General features: G+C 73.1%; 13 protein-coding genes, 2 tRNA genes and 2 pseudogenes. 13 read left to right on the forward strand and 4 right to left on the reverse strand.

The window, feature by feature from the left end; translation table 11 throughout:
• Positions 1–7: 7 nt before the first annotated feature.
• The 4 genes from AB0E05_RS20820 to AB0E05_RS20835 all read left to right on the forward strand — a co-directional run bounded on the left by AB0E05_RS20820 (position 8) and on the right by AB0E05_RS20835 (position 3125).
• Entirely contained in the window at positions 8–1711 is a 1704-nt protein-coding gene (locus AB0E05_RS20820) for an LCP family protein (RefSeq protein WP_361965521.1), read from the forward strand.
• Positions 1712–1867: 156 nt separating this feature from the next.
• On the forward strand, positions 1868–2299 hold the full coding sequence (gene rsfS, locus AB0E05_RS20825) for a ribosome silencing factor (RefSeq protein WP_361965523.1): 432 nt from the start codon (positions 1868–1870) through the stop codon (positions 2297–2299).
• 38 nt (positions 2300–2337) lie between these two features.
• Positions 2338–2952, forward strand: coding sequence for a histidine phosphatase family protein (locus AB0E05_RS20830; protein WP_361965525.1), 615 nt, complete (start codon positions 2338–2340; stop codon positions 2950–2952).
• A 100-nt stretch (positions 2953–3052) separates the two neighbouring features.
• Positions 3053–3125, forward strand: a tRNA-Ala gene (locus AB0E05_RS20835).
• Between the two features lie 97 nt (positions 3126–3222).
• On the opposite strand, the gene AB0E05_RS20840 is transcribed toward AB0E05_RS20835, so the two are convergent.
• On the reverse strand, positions 3223–4152 hold the full coding sequence (locus tag AB0E05_RS20840) for a helix-turn-helix transcriptional regulator (RefSeq protein ID WP_361965806.1): 930 nt from the start codon (positions 4150–4152) through the stop codon (positions 3223–3225).
• 112 nt (positions 4153–4264) lie between these two features.
• Between AB0E05_RS20840 and AB0E05_RS20845 the strand changes: the two are divergent.
• The 3 genes and pseudogenes from AB0E05_RS20845 (at position 4265) to AB0E05_RS20855 (ending at position 6409) form a co-directional block, all read left to right on the forward strand.
• A pseudogene (locus tag AB0E05_RS20845) lies at positions 4265–5724 on the forward strand (MFS transporter).
• Between the two features lie 239 nt (positions 5725–5963).
• The gene (locus AB0E05_RS20850; protein WP_328400676.1) at positions 5964–6197 is read left to right on the forward strand and encodes a hypothetical protein; all 234 of its coding nucleotides are present in this window, start codon (positions 5964–5966) and stop codon (positions 6195–6197) included.
• Between the two features lie 139 nt (positions 6198–6336).
• Positions 6337–6409 (forward strand) — tRNA-Ala (locus tag AB0E05_RS20855).
• Positions 6410–6515: 106 nt separating this feature from the next.
• Here the strand turns inward: AB0E05_RS20855 and AB0E05_RS20860 are convergent.
• Both AB0E05_RS20860 and AB0E05_RS20865 read right to left on the reverse strand, forming a co-directional pair.
• The gene (locus AB0E05_RS20860) at positions 6516–8108 is read right to left on the reverse strand and encodes an NADH-ubiquinone oxidoreductase-F iron-sulfur binding region domain-containing protein (protein WP_361965527.1); all 1593 of its coding nucleotides are present in this window, start codon (positions 8106–8108) and stop codon (positions 6516–6518) included.
• Positions 8105–9445, reverse strand: coding sequence for a hypothetical protein (locus AB0E05_RS20865; protein WP_361965529.1), 1341 nt, complete (start codon positions 9443–9445; stop codon positions 8105–8107). The genes AB0E05_RS20860 and AB0E05_RS20865 overlap by 4 nt, the downstream gene beginning before the upstream one ends.
• 526 nt (positions 9446–9971) lie before the next feature.
• Between AB0E05_RS20865 and leuS the strand changes: the two genes are divergently transcribed.
• From leuS to AB0E05_RS20895, 6 genes and pseudogenes are all read left to right on the forward strand, one after another.
• Positions 9972–12845 (forward strand): leucine--tRNA ligase, encoded by a 2874-nt coding sequence (gene leuS, locus AB0E05_RS20870; RefSeq protein WP_361965531.1) that lies wholly within the window; start codon positions 9972–9974, stop codon positions 12843–12845.
• Positions 12846–13101: 256 nt separating this feature from the next.
• Positions 13102–13920 carry a hypothetical protein gene (locus tag AB0E05_RS20875; RefSeq protein ID WP_361965533.1) on the forward strand — a complete coding sequence of 273 codons (819 nt, stop codon included), beginning with the start codon at positions 13102–13104 and terminating at the stop codon, positions 13918–13920.
• A 139-nt stretch (positions 13921–14059) separates the two neighbouring features.
• Positions 14060–14905, forward strand: a complete 846-nt coding sequence (locus AB0E05_RS20880) for a DegV family protein (RefSeq protein ID WP_361965535.1) — start codon at positions 14060–14062, stop codon at positions 14903–14905.
• Between the two features lie 190 nt (positions 14906–15095).
• The gene (locus tag AB0E05_RS20885) at positions 15096–16292 is read left to right on the forward strand and encodes a helix-hairpin-helix domain-containing protein (protein WP_361965537.1); all 1197 of its coding nucleotides are present in this window, start codon (positions 15096–15098) and stop codon (positions 16290–16292) included.
• Positions 16289–18934, forward strand: a pseudogene (locus tag AB0E05_RS20890) (ComEC/Rec2 family competence protein); the annotation flags it as partial. The gene AB0E05_RS20885 and the pseudogene AB0E05_RS20890, both read left to right, overlap by 4 nt.
• Positions 18935–19085: 151 nt before the next feature.
• A complete protein-coding gene (locus AB0E05_RS20895) occupies positions 19086–19865 on the forward strand; it encodes an arylamine N-acetyltransferase (RefSeq protein ID WP_361965539.1) in 780 nt (259 codons plus the stop codon).
• Positions 19866–19903: 38 nt separating this feature from the next.
• Here AB0E05_RS20895 and AB0E05_RS20900 read toward each other — a convergent pair whose 3' ends face one another.
• Positions 19904–20152, reverse strand: coding sequence for a hypothetical protein (locus tag AB0E05_RS20900; protein ID WP_361965541.1), 249 nt, complete (start codon positions 20150–20152; stop codon positions 19904–19906).
• Between the last annotated feature and the right edge of the window lies 1 nt (position 20153).

Below are 20153 nucleotides of genomic sequence, written 5' to 3' on the forward strand. Positions count from 1 at the left end.
GGCCCCGGTGAACGACCAGCAGCAGCCGTACGACCCTTACTACCCACCTCCGCAGATCATCGGTTACGACGAGTACGGGCAGCCGGTCTATCAGCAGCCCCAGCAGCCCCCCGGGTACGACCCGTACGCCCAACAGCAGTACGGCTACGACCCCTACGCGCAGCAGCAACAGCCCCAGCAGCCCCACGACCAGCCGGTGCAGGGGCAGGCCCAGGGCCAGCCGTACGGCTACGACACCCACGGCACCCCCGACCCCTACGCCACCGGCAGCTACGACGCCGCCGGCTACGCCCCCGCCGCGTACGGATACGACACGGGCCAGCAGCCCGCCGTCGACACCACCCAGCAGTGGAGCATCCCCCGACAACAGTCCGCGCCCGACCAGGGCCCCGGGGCGCCCGCCGAGACCCCGCTCGCCGTGCCCGGCCAGCGCCGCGTCGAGGACGAGCCCGCGGGGGAGCGGGACTACCGCACCGAACAGTTCTCCTTCATCGAGGAGAACGGCGAGTCCGAAGACGTCATCGACTGGCTGAAGTTCACCGAGAGCCGCTCCGAGCGGCGCGAGGAGGCCAGGCGCCGCAGCCGGTTCCGGGCCATCGCGCTCGCCGTCGTCCTCGCGCTCTTCGCCGTCGGCGGCGTCGGCTACCTCTGGGCCGCGGGCAAGCTGCCGGGCCTGTCCGACGACGGCGGGAAGAGCACGGCCGGCGGCCCGCAGAAGCGCGACGTGATCGTGGTGCACCTGCACAACACCAAGAAGGAGGGCACGTCCACCGTGCTCCTCGTCGACAACGTCACCGCCGGCCGGGGCACCACGGTGCTGCTCCCGAACGCCCTCGGCGTCGCCGGCGAGGACGGCGCCGCCACCACCCTCGGCAAGTCCGTCGAGGAGGACGGCTCGGCCGGCACCCGCGAGGCCGTCGGCGCCCTGCTCGGTGCGAAGATCAGCGGTACGTGGCGGCTCGACACCCCCTTCCTGGAGAACCTGGTCGAACTCGTCGGCAGCATCGACCTGACGACGGACGCCGAGGTCCCCGGCGCCAAGAAGGGCGCCGCGCCGCTGGTGCCCAAGGGCGAGAACCAGACCCTGAACGGCCGCGCGGCCGTCGCGTACGCCACCCACCTCGGCCCCGGCGAGTCCGAGGCCCAGCAGCTCCAGCGCTTCGGCCAGGTCATGCTGGGCGTGCTGAAGAAGTTCCCGAGCGACGCGCAGTCCGCGACCGTCACCGTGGAGACCCTGGCGCAGATCCTCGACCCCTCCCTGACCGAGAAGGACCTCGGTGCCTCCCTCGCCAAGCTCGCCGACCACGCCAAGGGCGGCGACCACACCACGGCGCTGCTGCCCGTCCAGCCGGACGGCACCCTCAGCGAGCAGGCGTCCGTCGACGTCGTCAAGAACGTCCTGGGCGGCTCCGTCACCGCTCCCGAGCAGGGCGCGGCCGTCCGCGTGGGCATCAAGAACGCCACGGGAGGGGCCGCGGCCACCGAGAAGGCCCGGATCTCACTGGTGAACGCCGGCTACGCGGTCGTCGACGGCGGCAAGGCGGACACCGCAGCCGCGTCCCAGGTCACCTACGGTGACGAGGCGCGGAAGGCGGAGGCGGCGGAGATCGCCAAGACGCTGGGCCTGCCGGCCGGTGCGGTGAAGCAGGGCAAGGCGCCCCCCAACGCCGACGTCAGCGTCGTCCTCGGCAAGGACTTCCCCACGGGGTGATCCACCGCACCCGTCGACCTGTCGCCCGGCCCTGACCTGGCCCCTTTTTGAAGGGGCCGGGTCGGGCCCGCGGGGGCCGTCAACAAAGGGGGCAGGGGTTGTCAGCGGTCCGTGAGACCCTTGGGTGGTATCCGACCGTCGAAGAAAGCCAGCTTTGTGACCGCTACGGACCGCTCCATCGAGCTCGTCAACACCGCCGCGCAGGCCGCGGCCGACCGGCTCGCGCACGACATCATCGCGTACGACGTCAGTGACGTGCTGTCCATCACCGACGCCTTCCTCATCGCCTCCGCCCCCAACGACCGCCAGGTCAAGTCGATCGTCGACGAGATCGAGGAGCGGCTGCTGAAGGAGCTGGGGGCCAAGCCGGTGCGCCGCGAGGGCGACCGCGACGCCCGGTGGATCCTCCTCGACTACGTCGACATCGTGGTCCACGTCCAGCACAGCGAGGAGCGCGTCTACTACGCCCTGGAGCGGCTGTGGAAGGACTGCCCCGAGCTGCCCCTGCCCGAAGACGCCGTGAAGACCCGCGGCAAGGGCAAGGAGCACGCGGAGCTGACCGGCGGCACGGACGGTGAGTTGAGCTGAACGAGGACGCATACAAGCGCTCCGGCCGTCGCGTCGTCATGTGGCGGCACGGCCAGACCGCGTGGAACCTTGAGCGTCGCTTCCAGGGCACCACGGACATCGCCCTGACCGACACCGGCATCGCCCAGGCCCGTCGCGCGGCCCGGCTGCTCGCGTCGCTCAAGCCGGACGCGATCGTCGCCTCCGACCTGAAGCGGGCCGCGGCCACCGCCGCCGAGCTCTCCGAGGTGACGGGGCTGCCGGTCGCGCACGACGAAGCCCTGCGCGAGACGTACGCGGGCGTCTGGCAGGGCCTGACCCACCAGGAGATCATCGAGCGCCACCACGAGCAGTACGCGGCGTGGAAGCGCGGCGAGCCCGTGCGCAGGGGCGGCGGCGAGCTGGAGACCGAGGTCGCCGACCGTGCCGCGCCCGTCGTCCTGGAGCACGCCGAGAAGCTGCCCGAGGACGGCACCCTGGTCGTCGTCAGCCACGGCGGCACCATCCGCACCACCATCGGTCGCCTCCTGGGCCTGGACTCCCGGCACTGGGAGAGCCTCGGTGGCCTCTCCAACTGCTGCTGGTCCGTCCTCGGCGAGGGCGCGCGCGGCTGGCGGCTGCTGGAGCACAACGCCGGCACGCTGCCCGAGCCGGTCCTGGGCGACGACACCTGACCCGGACCGTTCGCCCGGCCCCGCTCCACCGGATTTCACTTTCCGGCTGGTCGCAGGCTAAAGTTCTTCTTGTTCGCAGCGCCGAGCGCGAAGAACGCCAGGGGCTATAGCTCAGTTGGTAGAGCGCCTGCATGGCATGCAGGAGGTCAGGAGTTCAATTCTCCTTAGCTCCACACCCCGAGATCCCGTCCTCCTTCGAGGGCGGGATCTCTCGTTGTCCCGGCCCGGCCCGGCCCGGCCCCCGTCCTCGTCCCGTGCCGGCCGTACGCCTCACAGCGCCCCCTGCTCGTCGAGCTTCCGGAGCCCGTCCAGCCGCTGCCCGCTCTCCTCGTCGCCCGCGGAGTACACCACCAGCCGGCACTCGGGCATGCCGTTGATCTCCATGGACACCGAGGACATCCGCATCACACCCACGGCGGGATGGCGGAACGTCTTGATCCGCGGCCCCGGCAGCACCACGTCCCCGCTGCGCCACAGCTCGGCGAAGTGGTCACTGGCCGTCGACAGCTCCCTGACGAACGAGTCCCAGGCGGGCTCGCCCACGTGCCGTCCGTACGCCCCGCGGAACTGCGCCACCATCAGCGGAAGCTCCACCTCCGGGTAGAGCACCGGGCACTGGTCCCACCCCGCCGCGACGAAGAGCGTCCACAGCACGTTCCCCCGGCCCTTGCCCACGAACAGCTCGCTCCGGAACAGCCGGTCGTAGCTCCGATTGCTCGCCAGGACGTCGTACCGGGCGTTGTAGACCACGCTGGGGCGGGAATCGAGGGCGTCGAGGATGCCCTGAACCTCGGGCCCCACTCCGGTGGGGTCCTCCCGCACCTTCTGCTCGTACGGCACCTGCGCCAGGTGGTACAGGTGCTGGCGCTCGGACGGGCCCAGCCGCAGCGTGCGCGCTATCGCGTCGAGGACCTGGGGCGACGCATTGATCGGCCTGCCCTGCTCCAGCCACGTGTACCACGTCACGCCGACGCCGGAGAGCTGGGCGACCTCCTCGCGGCGCAGTCCGGGCGTGCGCCGCCGGGCGCCGGGCGGCATGCCGACGTCCGCGGGCGTCACCCGGGCCCGCCGGCTGCGCAGGAAGGCGGCGAGCTCTGGCCGGCGGCGGCAGGAGCGTCTGCCGCGGTGCCGTCCCGAGCCGGTCGTCGCGTCCGCGCCGGCCGCGTCCGTGGTGCCGCCCGTGCCGTCGGCAGTCGTCATCGTCGTCACGTCCCCCATGGTCGACGCCGCTGGCGCACCGTGCCAGGTGCTGCCAGTACCAGTATCAGCGGGCTCTCAGTACCCGTACCGGACCGCCGGCAGGCTCCACCTCATGTCGACCACCTCCTCCCGCCCGCCGAACCCCGGCGACCTCCGTACGTCCAGTAAAGGGCCCGGCACTGACAAGCGCCCCGGCGGCCGGCCGGCCCTGCTGCTGGTGGCCCTGCTGGGCACGCAGTTCATGGCGCTGCTGGACACCTTCGTCGTCAGCACGGCGATCCCCACCATGCGCGCCGAACTCGGCGCGTCCGGCGCCGGTCTGCAACTCGTCGCCGCCGGCTACACCATCGCGTACGCCGTGTTCCTCGTCACCGGCGCCCGGTTGGGCGGCCTGCTCGGGCACCGGCGGATGTGGACCGGCGGGCTCGCCCTCTTCACGACCGCCTCCCTCGCCTGCGGACTCGCCGCCGACACCGGGCAATTGATCGGCTTCCGACTGGTCCAGGGCGTGGGAGCGGCCCTGCTGATCCCCCAGGTGCTCAGCCTGATCCAACGCAACTTCACCGGCGAGGCACGCGCGCGCGTGCTCGGGGCGTACTCCGCGGTGCTCGCCCTCGGCGCGGTCTCCGGGCTGGTGGTCGGCGGGGTCCTGGTCAGTGCGGACCTGTTCGGACTGGCGTGGCGCCCGGTTTTCCTGGTGAACGTCCCCATCGGCGCTGCGCTGTTGCTGCTGGGGCTGCGGGTGCTGCCGCGCGACCCCGGCGACCGGTCCGCGCGCGGCCTCGACCTGCCGGGACTCGTCCTGCTCGCCCTCGCCGTCTGCCTGTTGACGGTGCCCCTGGTGCTCGGCCACGAGACGGGCTGGCCCGCGTGGACCTGGATCGGGATCGCGGCGTCCACCGTCGTCTTCGGCGCCTTCCTCGCGTACGAGTCACAGCTCGCCCGGCGCGGCGGCGCCCCGCTGATCGCCCCTCGCGTCCTGAGGATCCCGGGCATGGGTCCGGCCGCCTTCAGCATCGCCGTCGCGATGGCCGCGAACGCGGGCTTCGTCTTCGCCGCCGCGCTCCACGTACAGGACGGACTCGGGTACGAACCCCTGCGCGCCGGGCTCCTGTTCGCGCCGACGGCCCTGGCCTTCGGCCTGGCGGGACTCACCTGGCAGCGCTGGCCGGCGCGGCTCCAACCGGCGCTGGTCCCCGCCGGGTTCGCCCTCGCGGGGCTCTCCACGGCCGTCTGCGGGCTTCTGTGGCGGAACGGGGAGGACGTGGCCTCCTGCTGCTGCCCGCGCTCGTCGGCCTCGGTGCGGGCCTGGCGGCGGCCTTCAGCCCGGTGCTCTCCGGTGCGTTGGCGACCGTACGCCAGGAGGACGCGTCCGACGCCAGTGGACTGTTGGTGACCGTCACCCAACTGGGACAGGTCCTGGGAGTGGCCGTCTTCGGCACGCTGTTCCTCAGCCAGCGGACGGCTACCGGAGCCGAAGGGTCCGCCGAGGGCTGGTGGTGGTGTTCGCTCGCGCTGGCCTTCGTGTCGGTCCTGGGGGCCGCGGCCCATCTCGTGCGCGAACGCCGCTGACCTGTCAGCCCTGGTCGTGGCAGAATCGGACGGCCGGAGGGGACACCGGCCGGAACGGGAAGGAGTGCACGATGTCCGCCAGTACGAGCCAGGACGATGGAGCCCTGCTCGCCGCGGTGGACGGGCGTGCCCTCCTCAGTTGCCCGTCCTGTGGATCGGCGCATGTCGCCCAGGTCCTCGGCGACAATGGTGGAGTCTCTTTCGTGTGCACGTCCTGCGGCCACTGCTGGAGCTGACTGATGGGGGCACACAGGCGTAAATGCGACTGGTGCGGCAGCGGTACGCCCATCGTTCGCGACATGGACCCGATCAACCCCGACTACCAGTACTGGTGCGAGGAATGCGCGCGGGCGCTGATCATAAAAGGCGACCCGATCGAGACGTACCGGGAGCTGGAAGGCGAGCCGATCTACGGCCGCCTGCTGGACGAACACTGCACGCTGAAGCGCTTCTACTCGTTCGCCACGGCATAGCTGCGGCCGGCGCCGAGCCCGGGGACGGTACCCCGGGCAGGGCGCCGGAAACGGATTTGGTGAAGCGCCCTGATGAGCGTTAATGTTGTCGACGTCGCCGCGACACGGAGAACGAAACCGGCCGGGCGACATCTCGCAAGGGGCTATAGCTCAGTTGGTAGAGCGCCTGCATGGCATGCAGGAGGTCAGGAGTTCAATTCTCCTTAGCTCCACAACCTCCGTCTCGACGAGGGACGGAAACCAAAGATCCCGCCAGGACCCGTCGGTCCGGCGGGATTCTTGTTTGGCCCTGCTCAGGCCCGCCCTGTCTGAGGGCGCTCAGCGCGGGTCGCTGCCCAGCGCCCTGCGGTGCGCGACGGGCAGCGCAGGGCGCGACGCCCCGTCCGACTCCGGCGGGGCCGTCTGCTCGATGCGCATCGCCAGCGCGGGGCAGCGGCGCACGGCGCGCTGCGCGCGCCCCCGCAGATGCACCGGCACCACGGCGTCCGCCACCGAGGGGAACCCGTCCGGGTTGATCCCGATCAGCTCCGGCACGACGTCCGCACACAGGCCGTGCCCCTGACACAACGTCCAGTCGATGACGATCCTCTCGCCGCTCTGCCCCTGCTCCGCCACGTCCCCGTAGTCCGGCAGCGGCAGCGGCAGCACGCCCTGCGTCTCCCGTCCGCACCCGCCGTACAGCACGTGGGCGGCCAGGTCGTCGGTGAACGCGGACAGCGTGGAGGCGAAGAAGCGGGCCGAGCCGTCCGGGTGCTTGCACGCCCCCCGCCCCCGGACCGCCCGGGTGACCTCGCGCAGGGCCTCCAACGCGGTCGGACCGCCGCCGTTGATCACGTCCGCCAGCCCGCCGGCCGCGGCGGGCAGGCCCAGCCGGCACGGCCCGCACTGGCCGGCCGTCTCCGCCGCAAGCCAGTGCGCGACCCGCAGCGCCTCGCCCAGCGGGCAGGTGTCCGACCCGATGGGCAAGATCGCGCCCGCGCCGAGCGAGCCGCCCACGGACGCCAGGGACTCGCGCGAGACCACCGCCTCGTGGACCGCGGCGGTGCCGATCCACTCTCCGTGGTAGCCGCCGGTCAGCACCCCCTCGGGCTCCGGCGGGGCGCCCGCGAGCTGGAGCACGTAGCGCAGCGGCACTCCTGTGGGCACCTCCACGACCATCGGCCGCGCCACCGCACCGGAGATCGTCAACAGGACCGTGCCCGGCTCCGTCGCGGTGCCGGTGCGGCGGTAACGGTGCGCCCCGATCCGGGCGGCGACCGCGAGCTGAGCGAACGTTTCGGCGTTGGAGAGCAGCGTCGGCGCGCCCCCCACGCCGCTCTCGGCGGCCCGCACCCGACGGCCCGGCGGTAGGGCGGGACCGCCGTTGATCGCCCGGATCACCGCGGACGCTTCGCCGGAGACCATGCGCTCCGGGTTCCGTACGACCCGGGCGCGCATCTGGTGTCCGCGACGGTCCGACAGGCCGCGCTCGGCGAGCGCCGCCCGGATCGAGATCTCGGTGGAGTCGCGGGTGACCGCGACGACCAGGGTGCGGGCCCCCAGCGCCTCGGCGGCCAGCAGCGCCCCGTCGAGGACCAGGTGCGGCGAACGGTTCAGCAGGACGGTGTCCTTGCGGCAGGCCGGCTCGCCCTCGCTGCCGTTGACCACGACGACGGGCCGCGCCCCGCGTCGGATCGCGGACGCGGCCACCGCGCGCAGCTTCCGGCCGAAGGGGAAGCCCGCGCCGCCCCGGCCGCGCAGGGATATCTCCTCGGTCAGCCGGGCCAGCAGTTCGCCGGTGACCGGTTCGAGGGGGCCGTGCACCTTCAGGTGCAGGCCGAGGTCCAGCCGCTCGACGAGGTCGAAGCCCTGGGTGAGCTGGGGGAGGCCGACGACGCGGACCTCGGGGACGTCGGGGAGGGGGTGGTTCACGGTCGGTCTCCAGCGGGCGCGCCCCAGGGCTCGCCCGCCCGCGGCGGGTGGGGCCCGGGCGGGGCACCGGCGGTGTCGATGTCGTACGGGGAGGGCGGGGTGGTCGGTACGCCCGGGGCCTGGTCGGCATACGGGGCCGGGGTGCCATGGCCGTACGGAAGGGGCTGCTGGGGCGGAGCGGTCGGCGGTACGGGGGCGGGGCCCGGTACGTACGACGGCGGCACGGGTGGGGCAGGCGGAGGGGAAGGCGTGCGCCATGCCTCGGGCCCGTACGGCTGCTCGGGTACGCCGGGCAGTTCGTCCGTCATCGGCACGCGCTCGGCCAAGGGCGCCGTTCCACCGGACCCGCGCGCGCGGGAGACCGCCCTGTAGGCGGCGGACATTCCGGTGCCGGAGAGGGAACCGGCCCCGAGGTCCCTGCTGTGCTCGACAGGCTCGGCAGCAGGGGGCGGTGGTGCCTCGTACAACTGCGGGAACGGCGGCGCGAGGCGCGGCTGCTGCTGGTGCCTGCCCACAGTCGCGCGCTCGGGGCGCCACGGTGCCGTCTGCCGTACGTCCTGGGGCGCGGTCGGAGGAGTGCGGGATCGATCGACGCCAGCCATAGGTGCCGGCGGCGCTTCTTTTGTTCCGGTGTCCCGACCGCCGTCCGTCAGCGCGGCGATCCGGGCGGCCAGCCGGCGCTGGGCGGGTCGCGGCAGCAGCCGCAGGGAGAGGGCGCCCGCGACGCCGATCAGCGCCGCACCGTACGCCGCCACCACCCAGGTCGGCGCGGGGCGTCCCGCGAACAACCCGTGCACCAGGGCGAAGCACCAGCCGGGATAGGCCAGCACGTGCAGGGACCGCCAGCGTCCCGCGACCCGGACGTTGCCGGCGAGGGCGCTGCGCAGCGCCCCGGTGGCCCCCGTGACCACCATGAGGACCCCCGCGAGCGCGCCGAAGCCGATCAGGCCCTCCGTACTGGTCACGCCGAGCCCGAAGGGCACCAGCGCGCCGAGCAGCGGCACGTGCCCGAGCGACACCTTCACAGCGGCGTGCAGCAGCAGGAAACCGAGCGCTCCCACCGCGGTCGCCCGGTGCACGGCCTGGGCGACGAGGCGGTGGCGCGGCGAGAGCAGCAGCCGGTCGGTGGCGAGCAGCCCCCAGGCGATGGACGCGGTCAGCGCCACCAGGGACAGGACGCCGGTGGTGGAGTCCAGCGCCGCGCGGACGTCGTCGCCGCTGCCGACGGCGAGCAGTGGCAGGCACACGGCCGCGGCCACCAACAGCCCGCCCCGCACCGCGCGGCTGGGCCCCGCACGAGGCACCGGCGACGAACGGCTCTTGCGGTGGGGCTTCATGGGCGGCTCCGAGGGGGCGGGAAGTGCGGTCCCGGTGGTCGCATGCTAGGTCGACGCATACTGAGCGGTTCGGGGTTTGCCGGTATCGAGGAGGCGGGCGCTGTCAATGCCCGTTGGCCTTGCCCTGGATAGGGGCGATACGCGTGGTAAGAGCGGCGCTCGACCGCCGTGCTCCGGTCGCCGCATTTCGATCTCCATGCCGTTGGATACGGCGGCGGCCTCCGCTCGTCTCGATATCCCTTCCGTCGTCTCGATCACCGGACCCGGCGACGGGTTCCGTGCGACACCGCGCGCCCCGTACCCGCGCGCGTCCGCCAGGCCCGCTGCGGTACCCTGGCGCCATGCGTGCCGTACGCCTTCTGCTTAGCGAGCCGCGCTGATCAGTCCCGACGGATGAAGAATCCGGTCGGAATCGGCGCGGCGTCCCCTCCTGTGCGAGGGGTCCTTTTGTTTGTGGGCCACTCGACGGTGGGCCACGAGCCCTTCCCGACCGCAAGCAGAGACGATCGATGGAGCTTTGAGGACCATGAGCGAGATGAATTCCGCCGCTTCTGCCGCATCTGCTGCGCAGGTGGCCGCGCCGCACCGGTACACGGCAGCCATGGCCGCCGACATCGAGGCACGCTGGCAGGACGTCTGGGAGGCGGAGGGCACCTACGAGACGCCGAACCCCAGCGGTGACCTGGCGGGCGACTCCGAGGTGGTCGCCCGGCCGCGCAAGTTCATCATGGACATGTTCCCGTACCCGTCCGGCGCCGGTCTGCACGTCGGGCACCCGCTGGGCTACATCGCCACCGACGCGTACGCCCGCTACCAGCGCATGACGGGCCACAACGTCCTGCACACCCTGGGCTTCGACGCCTTCGGCCTGCCCGCCGAGCAGCACGCCATCGCCACCGGCACGCACCCCCGGGTCTCCACCGAAGCCGCCATGGAGAACATGAAGCGGCAGCTGCGCCGGCTGGGCCTGGGGCACGACCAGCGCCGGTCGATCGCGACGATCGACCCCTCGTACTACCGCTGGACCCAGTGGATCTTCCTCCAGATCTTCAACTCGTGGTACGACGAGGAGGCGGGCCGGGCCCGGCCGATCGCCGAGCTGGTCGCCCAGTTCGAGGCGGGGCGCGCCGTGCCCGGCACCCCGCGCGCGTGGGGCGAGCTGAGCGCGGCGGAGCGCGCGGAGGTCCTGGGCGGGTTCCGACTGGCGTACGCGTCGGACTCCCCAGTCAACTGGTGCCCCGGTCTGGGCACCGTGCTGGCCAACGAGGAGGTCACCGCCGACGGTCGGTCCGAGCGCGGCAACTTCCCCGTCTTCAAGGCCAACCTGCGCCAGTGGAACATGCGGATCACCGCCTACGCGGACCGGCTGCTGGACGACCTGGACGCGCTGGACTGGCCGGACGCCATCAAGCTGCAGCAGCGCAATTGGATCGGCCGCTCCGAGGGCGCCCGCCTGGACTTCGCGGTCGACGGCCACGAGGACGCGGCGGTCACGGTCTTCACCACCCGCCCCGACACCCTGTTCGGCGCCACCTACATGGTCCTGGCGCCCGAGCACGACCTGATCGACTCCATCCTGCCCGCCGAGTGGCCCCAGGGCGTCAAGGACGCCTGGACGGGCGGCGCCGCGACCCCGGCCGACGCCGTGGCCGCGTACCGCAAGCAGGCGCAGAACAAGAGCGACGTCGAGCGGCAGACCGAGCACAAGGACAAGACCGGCGTCTTCACCGGTGCGTACGCGGTCAACCCGGTGTCGGGTACCCGCGTCCCCGTCTTCGTCGCCGACTACGTCCTGATGGGCTACGGCACCGGCGCGATCATGGCCGTCCCCGGACAGGACGAGCGGGACTGGGAGTTCGCGGAGGCGTTCGAGCTGCCGATCATCCGCACCGTACGGCCGCCGGAGGGCTGGGAGGGCGAGGCGTACACCGGCCAGGGGCCGGCGATCAACTCCGCCAACGACAGGATCTCCCTGGACGGCCTGGACGTCGCCGAGGCCAAGGCCAAGATGATCGGCTGGCTGCGCGAGGAGGGCATCGGCGAGGGCACGGTCACCTACCGGCTGCGCGACTGGCTGTTCAGCCGGCAGCGCTACTGGGGCGAGCCGTTCCCCATCGTCTACGACGAGGACGGCGTCGCGCACCCGCTGCCCGATTCGATGCTGCCGCTGGAACTGCCGGAGGTGGACGACTACTCGCCGCGCACCTTCGACCCGGACGACGCCGACACCGAGCCCGAGACTCCGCTGTCGCGCAACGAGGACTGGGTGAACGTCACCCTGGACCTGGGCGACGGCCCCCGCCGGTACCGCCGCGAGACCAACACCATGCCCAACTGGGCGGGTTCGTGCTGGTACGAGCTGCGCTACCTGGACCCGGACAACGACCGCGAGCTGGTCGCGCCCGACATCGAGCGGTACTGGATGGGGCCGACCGAGGAGAAGCCGCACGGCGGCGTCGACCTGTACGTGGGCGGTCAGGAGCACGCCGTACTGCACCTGCTGTACGCGCGGTTCTGGTCCAAGGTGCTGTTCGACCTGGGTCACGTCTCCTCCGTGGAGCCGTTCCACCGGCTGTTCAACCAGGGCATGATCCAGGCATACGTCTACCGGGACGCCCGCGGGTTCCCGGTGCCGGCCACTGAGGTGGAGGAGCAGGACGGCGGCTTCTTCCACGAGGGCGAGCGCGTGAAGCGCGAGCTGGGCAAGATGGGCAAGTCCCTGAAGAACGCCGTCACTCCGGACGAGATCTGCGCCGAGTACGGGGCGGACACGCTGCGACTGTACGAGATGGCGATGGGTCCGCTGGACGTGTCGCGGCCGTGGGACACCCGTGCCGTCGTCGGGCAGTACCGACTGCTCCAGCGGCTGTGGCGGAACGTCGTCGACGAGGCGACCGGCGAGGTCGCGGTCGCGGACGCCGGCACGGCCGACGAGGCGACGCTGCGGGCGCTGCACAAGGCCATCGACGGGGTCGGCCAGGACATGGCGGGGCTGCGCTTCAACACCGCCATCGCCAAGATCACCGAGCTGAACAACCACCTGACCAAGGCGGGTCGGGCCGTGCCGCGGGACGTGGTCGAGCGGCTGGTGCTGCTGGTCGCGCCGCTGGCGCCGCACGTCGCCGAGGAGCTGTGGCGGCGGCTGGGCCACACCGACTCGGTGGTGCACCGGCCCTTCCCGGTGGCCGATCCGGCGTATGTCGTGGACGAGGCCGTGACCTGCGTGGTGCAGATCAAGGGCAAGGTCAAGGCGCGTCTGGAGGTGCCGCCTTCGATCTCGGAGCAGGAGCTGGAGGCGCTGGCGCTGGCGGACCCGGCGGTGGTGGCGGCGCTGGACGGCGCGGGCATCCGGAAGGTGATCGTCCGGGCGCCGAAGCTGGTCAACATCGTCCCCGCGTGACACCGCCCCCGTCGTACCTGCGTAGGGCCGTCCCCGTCGTCCCTGCGTAACGCCGTCGTCGCGGAACGCATCACGGGTGGCATCGCCGTTGGGCGTCCTCGTCCTCGTGCGGTGCCGTCCTCGGGGTTACTCCGGGGTCTTCTCGGGGGCCAACCAGGGGTCTTCCCAAGGGCAGGCTGAGGGTTCTGCTGGAACCCGCGGCCTGCCCGTTCCGTTTACCGTTGGAAGGACCACAACCGATGTCGAAGGGCCGCCCATGGAAGCCGTGATCTTGATTCTGGCGCTGCTCTTCTTCGCCTTCGTCGGTTTGGGGGCTTATGTCACGGTCAAGGCCGTGGGCGCGGCGAAGCGGGGCGTGGAGCGCACCGTCACGCAGGCGCGGCGCACGGTCGAGGAGACCACCCTGCGGGCCAAGAGCCTCGGTCAGGTCGGGGTCGCGGGGGAGCTGGCCCAGCTCCGGCTGTCGCTGCGGACTTCGATGCGGGCCACGCAGGACGCGCTGCGGGCGGGCGTGGCGGAGGACTCGGGACTCTCGGAGTCCCTCGCCCTCTTCGAGCGGCTCAGCGTGCACGGACACGAGCTGGACGACGAGCTCAAGCGGCTGGAGCGGGAGCCCGACCGGAGCACCGTGGCGGCGCGGCTGCCGGAGCTGCGGGAGCGGATGGAGCGGATCGTGCACTCGGCGGAGTCGCTGCGGTGGGCCGCGCGTGATCGTGCGCAGAAGTTCGCCGAGGACGACCTCGACGTGCTGAGCACGCAGATCGACATGGAGGCGGGTGCGCTGCGGCACTGGACCGAGAGTTCTGCCCCCGAGGCTGCCTCGGGCTCGCCCTCCGGGCGTTCCTGGGCGGAGGACGATTCGAGCCAGCCGGCGCAGCCGACTGCTGGCGCGGGGGCCGGCGAACAGGCAGGGTCTGGTGCTGGTGCTGGTGCTGGTGCTGGTGCTGGTGCTGGTGCTGGTGCTGGTCGCGAGGAGCGGGAGGCCGGGGCCGAGCCGCCGGCGATCACCGCGCGGGATCCGCGGCAGGAGCACTATCCCTGGCAGAAGACGGCCCGCCCCGAGACCACCAACTGATGCCACAACTGCCGCCGCCGGCCGTGGTGCTGCGACCGCGGGGCACTGTGGTGCGCCGCGGTCGGAACCCCGCGCGTGGGCCGAGGGGCCTGAGGGGCCGGACTGCCGTCCCGCGCCCCTGACCGGTAACCTCCGGGGCATGTCCCCCCATGTCGCGATCGTCACCGATTCAACGGCCTACCTGCCGCCGCCGGCCGTGGAGCACCACGGCATCGTGACGGTGCCGCTGACGGTGGTCCTGGACGATCAGGCGCTGGAGGAGGGCACGGAGATCTCGGCGCGCTCGCTCGCCGCCGCCCTCCAGAAGCGACGTCCGGTGACCACGTCCCGGCCGAACCCGGAGGTGTTCGCCGAGACGTACCGCGCGTGCGCGGCGGCAGGCGCGACCGGCATCGTCTCCCTCCATCTGTCGGCGGAGCTCTCGGGTACGTACGACGCGGCCGTGCTCGCCGCCAAGGACGCTCCGGTGCCGGTGCGGGTGGTGGACACCGGCATGGTGGCGATGGCCCTCGGGTTCTGCGCGCTGGCCGCGGCGGAGACCGCGGAGTGCGGCGGCACGCTCGACGAGGCGGTGGCCGCGGCGGAGAAGCGGGCCGCCGGCACCGCCGCGTACTTCTACGTCGACACCCTGGACTTCCTTCGGCGCGGTGGTCGGATCGGGGCGGCGCAGGCGCTGCTGGGTTCGGCGCTCGCGGTGAAGCCGCTCCTCCAACTCGACGGCGGTCGCATCGAGATGCTGGAGAAGGTGCGGACGGCGTCGAAGGCGATCGCCCGGCTGGAGGAACTGGCCGTCGAGTGCGCGGGGGCGGGGAGCGTGGACATCGCGGTGCACCACCTGGCCGCTTCGGAGCGGGCCGCCGCGCTGGCCGAGCGGCTGCGGGAACGGGTGCCGGGGCTGGCGGAGCTGCACGTCAGCGAGGTGGGCGCGGTGATCGGGGCGCACACGGGGCCGGGGCTGTTGGGAGCGGTGGTCTCACCGCACTGAGCTGCCCCGGGGTGGCTGGTGGGGCGTGGCGTGAGGGGTTGCGGTGCCGCGCCGGATTGTTCGGCTTGTGGGGCGGGATTCTGCACTGATGGTCCCCGTACGGGTGACGGAGTTTTCCACAACACGGTGGTTATCCACGGAATTTGGGTGAGTTCAGCGGGTTCTGTCGAAGGTGCCTACGGTCGTACGCATGGCACTTCGATCACGCTCTGTTACGAGTGGACCCGGCCGGGGCCCGACGTCCGACGGCCGCGTTCGTCCACGGCGCCGACCGGTCACGGTCCCTGCCCGGGACCCCGCTCAGGACCCCGCGTCGGGGTCGGACGCGGGCGCGAGCGTGGATACGGACTGGGGCTCGGGGACGAGTCCGGCCACCGTCCGTGTCGTCGGCTCGGGCCGCCTGGGCGCCGGTCGAGGGGCGGGGCCGGGCCGGGGCCGTCGGGTGGTCCGCCCGCCGCGGTTGCGCGTGAGACGTCATGCGCCAGATCCCGCTGCTGTCGGGCACGCCCGCGCGAGGGCGGACGCGTTTCTGCTCGGCGGCGGTCCTCGTGGTGATTCGGCGCGCACCGGACTGACGGACGAAGGGCCGGCCACCGGCGCGGACTTCGGTCCTCGCCCGGGGGCCCGGCCTGCGGGCGAGCCGGGGCGGGGCGATGCGCTGCGCGGCGCCGGGCTTGCGTTGCGGGACCGGTTACCGGTCTGGTTGCAGCTCAGATGTGGGCTTGAGCCGAGATCCCTCGCCGCGCTGACGGTCGTGTTGGTGGTGGCAGCGGCGTTCGCGGCGTACCACTTCTGGCTGGGCAGGCCCGAGACGGTTCGCGCTCCCGAACTGGTTCAGCAGGGCGCGCCTTTGGCGAGGCCGCTCGAGTCGTCCGAGCTACCCGCGCCCGGGGCGTCATCACCGACCGGTGCGGGGCCGGGCGGGCGGATCGTGGTGGACGTGAGCGGCAAGGTGCGGCGGCCCGGGGTGCTCAAGTTGCCCGCGGGCTCGCGGGTCACCGACGCCCTCACGGCTGCGGGAGGCCCCAAAGAAGGCGCTGATCTGACCGGGCTCAACCGCGCACGGGTGCTGATGGACGGAGAGCAGGTCGTGGTCGGGGTACCGCTGCCGCCGGGCGCGGCCCCGCCTGGCGGGGCGCCCGGTGATGCTGCGGGAGCTGCGGCGGGTGCCGCTGCCCCGGGGACGCGGCCGCCCGGCCCGGTGAGCCTGAGCACCGCGACCGTGCAGCAGCTCGACACCCTGCCCGGCGTCGGCCCCGTGCTCGCCCAGCACATCGTCGACTACCGCACGCAGCACGGCGGATTCCGGTCCGTCGACGAGCTGCGCGAGGTCGACGGAATCGGCGCCCGACGTTTTGCCGACCTCAAGCCCCTCGTACGGCCATGAGGCGCCCAGCGGTCCACGCCGCGTCCGGACACCGACTGGGGGCGTCCCACCCCCGTTGGGAGGGCCCGGCCGATCTGCGCCTGGTGCTGCCGGCGGTGGCAGCCTGGGGCGCCTCGGCCCTGGCCGTCGGTGCGCCCGAGCGGTGGACGGCGCCGAGCGCGGCGCTCTGTCTCGCGGCGGCAGCCGTGCTGCTCGTGCCGATGGCCGCCGGTTGGCTCCGGACCGGGGGCAGCAGGACTTGCGCCAGTCAGGCACCCGTCCGCCCGGCGCGCCCCCAAGAGCCGGTCCGCACCGAGACGTTCGACCGGATCGGGCACGAGGCCGGAGGTCTCCATGCCGAACAGCCCTCGTGGCGTCTGTGGTTGCGACCGGGCCGAGGCGCCGGCCGGTGGCACGGGCAGCATGCGACCGCGCTTGCGGCGGTCCTGTTGTGCGCGGGCGCGGGCATTGCCGCAGCCGGGCTGCACAGCGCTGACCTGCGCCGTGGGCCAGTGCCCGGGCTCGCGGAGCGGTACGCCCACGCCACTGTGGAACTGTCTTTGACCGCCGACCCGAGGCCCACCCGCCCCCGCGGGAGCGGCGACGGTGGCGGGCCGTCCGTCCGACCGCTCGCCATCGAAGCCGAGGCGCTACGAGTCGTCGGGACCGGTGGGGCGTCCGAAGCCGTCCGTACGCCGGTGCTGGTTCTGGTGCGACCACAAGGGGCGCCCCAGGCCCTCGCGCGCTGGCGGGAGCTGCTGCCGTCGACCCGGCTGAAGGTCTCGGCGCGGCTCGCTCCGCCGATGGATGGCGAGACCCGGTTCGCGGCCGTGATCGCGATCGGCGCGGACCGGCCGCCCGAGGTCATCGGCGCCCCGTCCGTCGTGCAGCGCACCGCGGGCGGGCTGCGTGCCGGACTGCGGGCGGCGACCGAAGGACTCCCCGCGGACGCCCGCGCGCTGGTTCCCGGACTCACCGTCGGGGACACCGCACGGATCACCCCCGAGCTGCGGGCGGCGTTCGAGGCGACCGACCTCACGCATCTGCTGGCCGTCTCGGGGAGCAACCTCACCATCGTGCTGATGCTGCTGATCGGGCCGCCGAGCAGGGCGGGCCGCGCGGAGCGGGGCGGCCTCGCCCCTCGGCTGGGGATCCCGCTCCGTCAGACGGCGCTCGTCGGCGGGGGACTGACGCTGGCGTTCGTCGTGGTGTGCCGACCCGAACCGAGCGTGCTGCGGGCGGCGGTTTGCGGTGCCATCACCCTGCTCGCCGTCGGCACGGGGCGCCGACGGTCGCTCCTGCCCGCCCTCGCCGGTGCCGTGCTGCTACTGGTGCTCTACGACCCCTGGCTGGCCCGGAGCTACGGCTTCGCGCTCTCCGTCCTCGCCACCGGTGCGCTGCTGGTCGTCGCCCCGGGGTGGAGCGCGGCCCTGGTGCGCAAGGGCGTGCGGCCGAGGCTCGCCGAGGTGCTGGCCGCGGCCGGGGCGGCACAGGCCGTGTGCGCCCCGGTGGTCGTGGTCTTCGCCGCGAAGGTCAGCCTGACGGCCATCCCCTGCAATCTGGCCGCCGAGTTCGCGGTCGCCCCGGTGACCGTCCTCGGCTTCGCCGCCCTCGCCACCGCCACGGTGTCGATGCCCGCGGCCGAAGTGCTCGCCGCGGGCGCAGGGTGGCCCGCCGAATGGATCGCGGCGGTCGCCCGCACGGGCGCCGGGCTGCCAGGAGCGCAGGTGGACTGGCCGGGCGGCTGGCGCGGCGGGCTGCTGCTGGCCGCCACCACGGGCCTCGCCGTCCCGCTCGTCCGCCGCCTGCCCCGACGGCCCTGGGTGGCCGTGGCCGGCGCCCTGCTGCTCCTGTGCGCCCTGGTCCGCCCCGCTCCACTGACCCGCGTCCTCACCGGTTGGCCGCCGCCGGACTGGTCGTTCGCGATGTGCGACGTGGGGCAGGGGGACGCGGGGGTGCTGGCGGCCGGCGCGGGCTCCGCGGTGGTGGTGGACGTCGGCCCCGACCCCGAAGCCGTCGATCGCTGCCTGCGCGAACTGGGCGTCACCAGCGTCCCCCTGGTCGTGCTGACCCACTTCCACGCCGACCACGTGCGGGGGCTTCCCGGAGTCCTCCGGGGCCGGGCGGTCGGCGCCGTGCAGACCACCACCTTCCACGAACCGCACGAGCAGAGCGCTTTCGTGCGCCGCACGGCTGAGCAGGCCGGTGTGCCCCTGCTCCCCGCGGCCCGAGGGGAGCGGCGCACTGTCGGCCGGCTCAGCTGGCAGGTCCTGTGGCCCGCCGCGCCCACCGCAGCCGCGGGGTCGCCCGAGGGCCCCAACGACGCGAGCGTCACCCTCCTCGTCCGCGTCGCCGCCGGCCCCACCCTGCTGTTGCTCGGAGACCTCGAACCACCCGCCCAGCGCGGCCTGTTGCTGGCCCAGCCCGTCATGCCCCGGGTCGACGTCGTCAAGGTCGCCCACCACGGCTCCGCCCATCAGGACCCCGGCCTGTTGCGCGCGCTGCGCCCCTCCCTCGCGCTGATCTCCGTCGGCCGGGACAACGGCTACGGCCATCCCGCGCCCCGTACGGTCCGTGCGCTGCGGGCCGGGGGAGCGGTCGTGCTGCGCACCGACGAGCACGGCCCGATCGCGGTGACGGGCGAGGGCCCCGGCCTGCGCGCGACCCTGCGCGGCCCGCGCCGTGGCAGGACGCGGGCGCTCCGCCGCCGGACGGAGACACCGCTCGGTCGCTGGTCCCCATGGGATCGGACCTTGGGACCAAGCCGGAAGGCAGACGCTGCGGCGCGAGCCGGGGCGGGGTCACACTGTCCCCATGGACGCTTATCTCGCTCGGTTGGGGATGGACCGCCCGCGGCACGCAGACGTCGCGCACTTGAGCGAGTTGCAGCTGCGCCACCTACGGAGCGTTCCGTTCGAGAACCTCTCGGTGCACCTCGACGAGGAGATCGTGCTGGAGGAGAAGCTGCTGCTCGACAAGATCGTGGGAGCGGGGCGCGGCGGCTTCTGCTACGAACTCAACGGCGCCTTCGCCGTGTTGCTGAAGGACCTCGGGTACGCCGTGACCCACCTCCAGGCGCGGGTCTTCGACGAGGACGGACGGCTGGGGATTCCCCACGACCACCTCGTGCTGCTGGTGGAGACGGAGGGCGCTGCCGGGCGCTGGCTCGTGGACGTCGGCTTCGGGGACCACACCCACCACCCCCTCGCCTTCGACCTGCGCGAGGACCAGTCGGACCCGGCCGGGACGTTCCGGCTCGTCGAGACGGGGGACCACGGGGACCTCGACCTGTACCGGGACGGGAAACCGCAGTTCCGCATCGAGACCCGGCCGCGCGTGCTGGCGGACTTCGCGGCGGGCGCCTGGTGGCACAGCACCTCGCCCCGGTCCCACTTCACCCGGTCCCTGGTCTGCTCCCGGCTCACCGAGGACGGGCGGATCACCCTCAGCGGTCACACCCTGGTCACCACCGCGCACGGCGAGCGGCACACGGAGGAGCTGCCCGACGACGCCGCTGTCCTTGCGGCGTACCGCGACCGCTTCGGGATCCAGCTGGACCGGCTGCCCGTCGATCCGCGCGACACGCGCCGCTGACCTGTCCCGGCGTCGCCCGTCGCGCCCCGGCAGGGGCGTCAGCGGGGCGCTTCGAGCCAGCCCTCGTACTCGGCGGCGAAGTCATCGAGGGCCGCGGGGTCGAGGCGGGCCGCGGGGTCCTCCACCACGACCAGCCACTGGGCGTCCTCGGCGTCGTCCTCGCCCGCCAGGGCGTCCCGTACGAGCTGGGGCTCGTTGGCCACGCCGAAGCGGTCGGCCAGTTCCTGCGCCACCTCCTCGGCGGCGTCGCGGTCCGGCAGCACCAGCACGTGTCGTCCATCGTTCACC

Source organism: Streptomyces sp. NPDC048057, assembly GCF_040653095.1.
Classification (GTDB): Bacteria; Actinomycetota; Actinomycetes; order Streptomycetales; family Streptomycetaceae; genus Streptomyces.

Excerpts from the sequence above, each read along its gene's own strand:
- AB0E05_RS20830 (WP_361965525.1), top strand. The coding sequence starts at position 2,338 with ATGTGGCGGCACGGCCAGACCGCGTGGAACCTTGAGCGTCGCTTCCAG.
- AB0E05_RS20840 (WP_361965806.1), bottom strand. The coding sequence starts at position 4,152 with ATGACGACTGCCGACGGCACGGGCGGCACCACGGACGCGGCCGGCGCG.
- AB0E05_RS20850 (WP_328400676.1), top strand. The coding sequence starts at position 5,964 with ATGGGGGCACACAGGCGTAAATGCGACTGGTGCGGCAGCGGTACGCCC.
- AB0E05_RS20865 (WP_361965529.1), bottom strand. The coding sequence starts at position 9,445 with ATGAAGCCCCACCGCAAGAGCCGTTCGTCGCCGGTGCCTCGTGCGGGG.
- leuS (WP_361965531.1), top strand. The coding sequence starts at position 9,972 with ATGAGCGAGATGAATTCCGCCGCTTCTGCCGCATCTGCTGCGCAGGTG.
- AB0E05_RS20875 (WP_361965533.1), top strand. The coding sequence starts at position 13,102 with ATGGAAGCCGTGATCTTGATTCTGGCGCTGCTCTTCTTCGCCTTCGTC.
- AB0E05_RS20880 (WP_361965535.1), top strand. The coding sequence starts at position 14,060 with ATGTCCCCCCATGTCGCGATCGTCACCGATTCAACGGCCTACCTGCCG.
- AB0E05_RS20885 (WP_361965537.1), top strand. The coding sequence starts at position 15,096 with ATGGCACTTCGATCACGCTCTGTTACGAGTGGACCCGGCCGGGGCCCG.
- AB0E05_RS20895 (WP_361965539.1), top strand. The coding sequence starts at position 19,086 with ATGGACGCTTATCTCGCTCGGTTGGGGATGGACCGCCCGCGGCACGCA.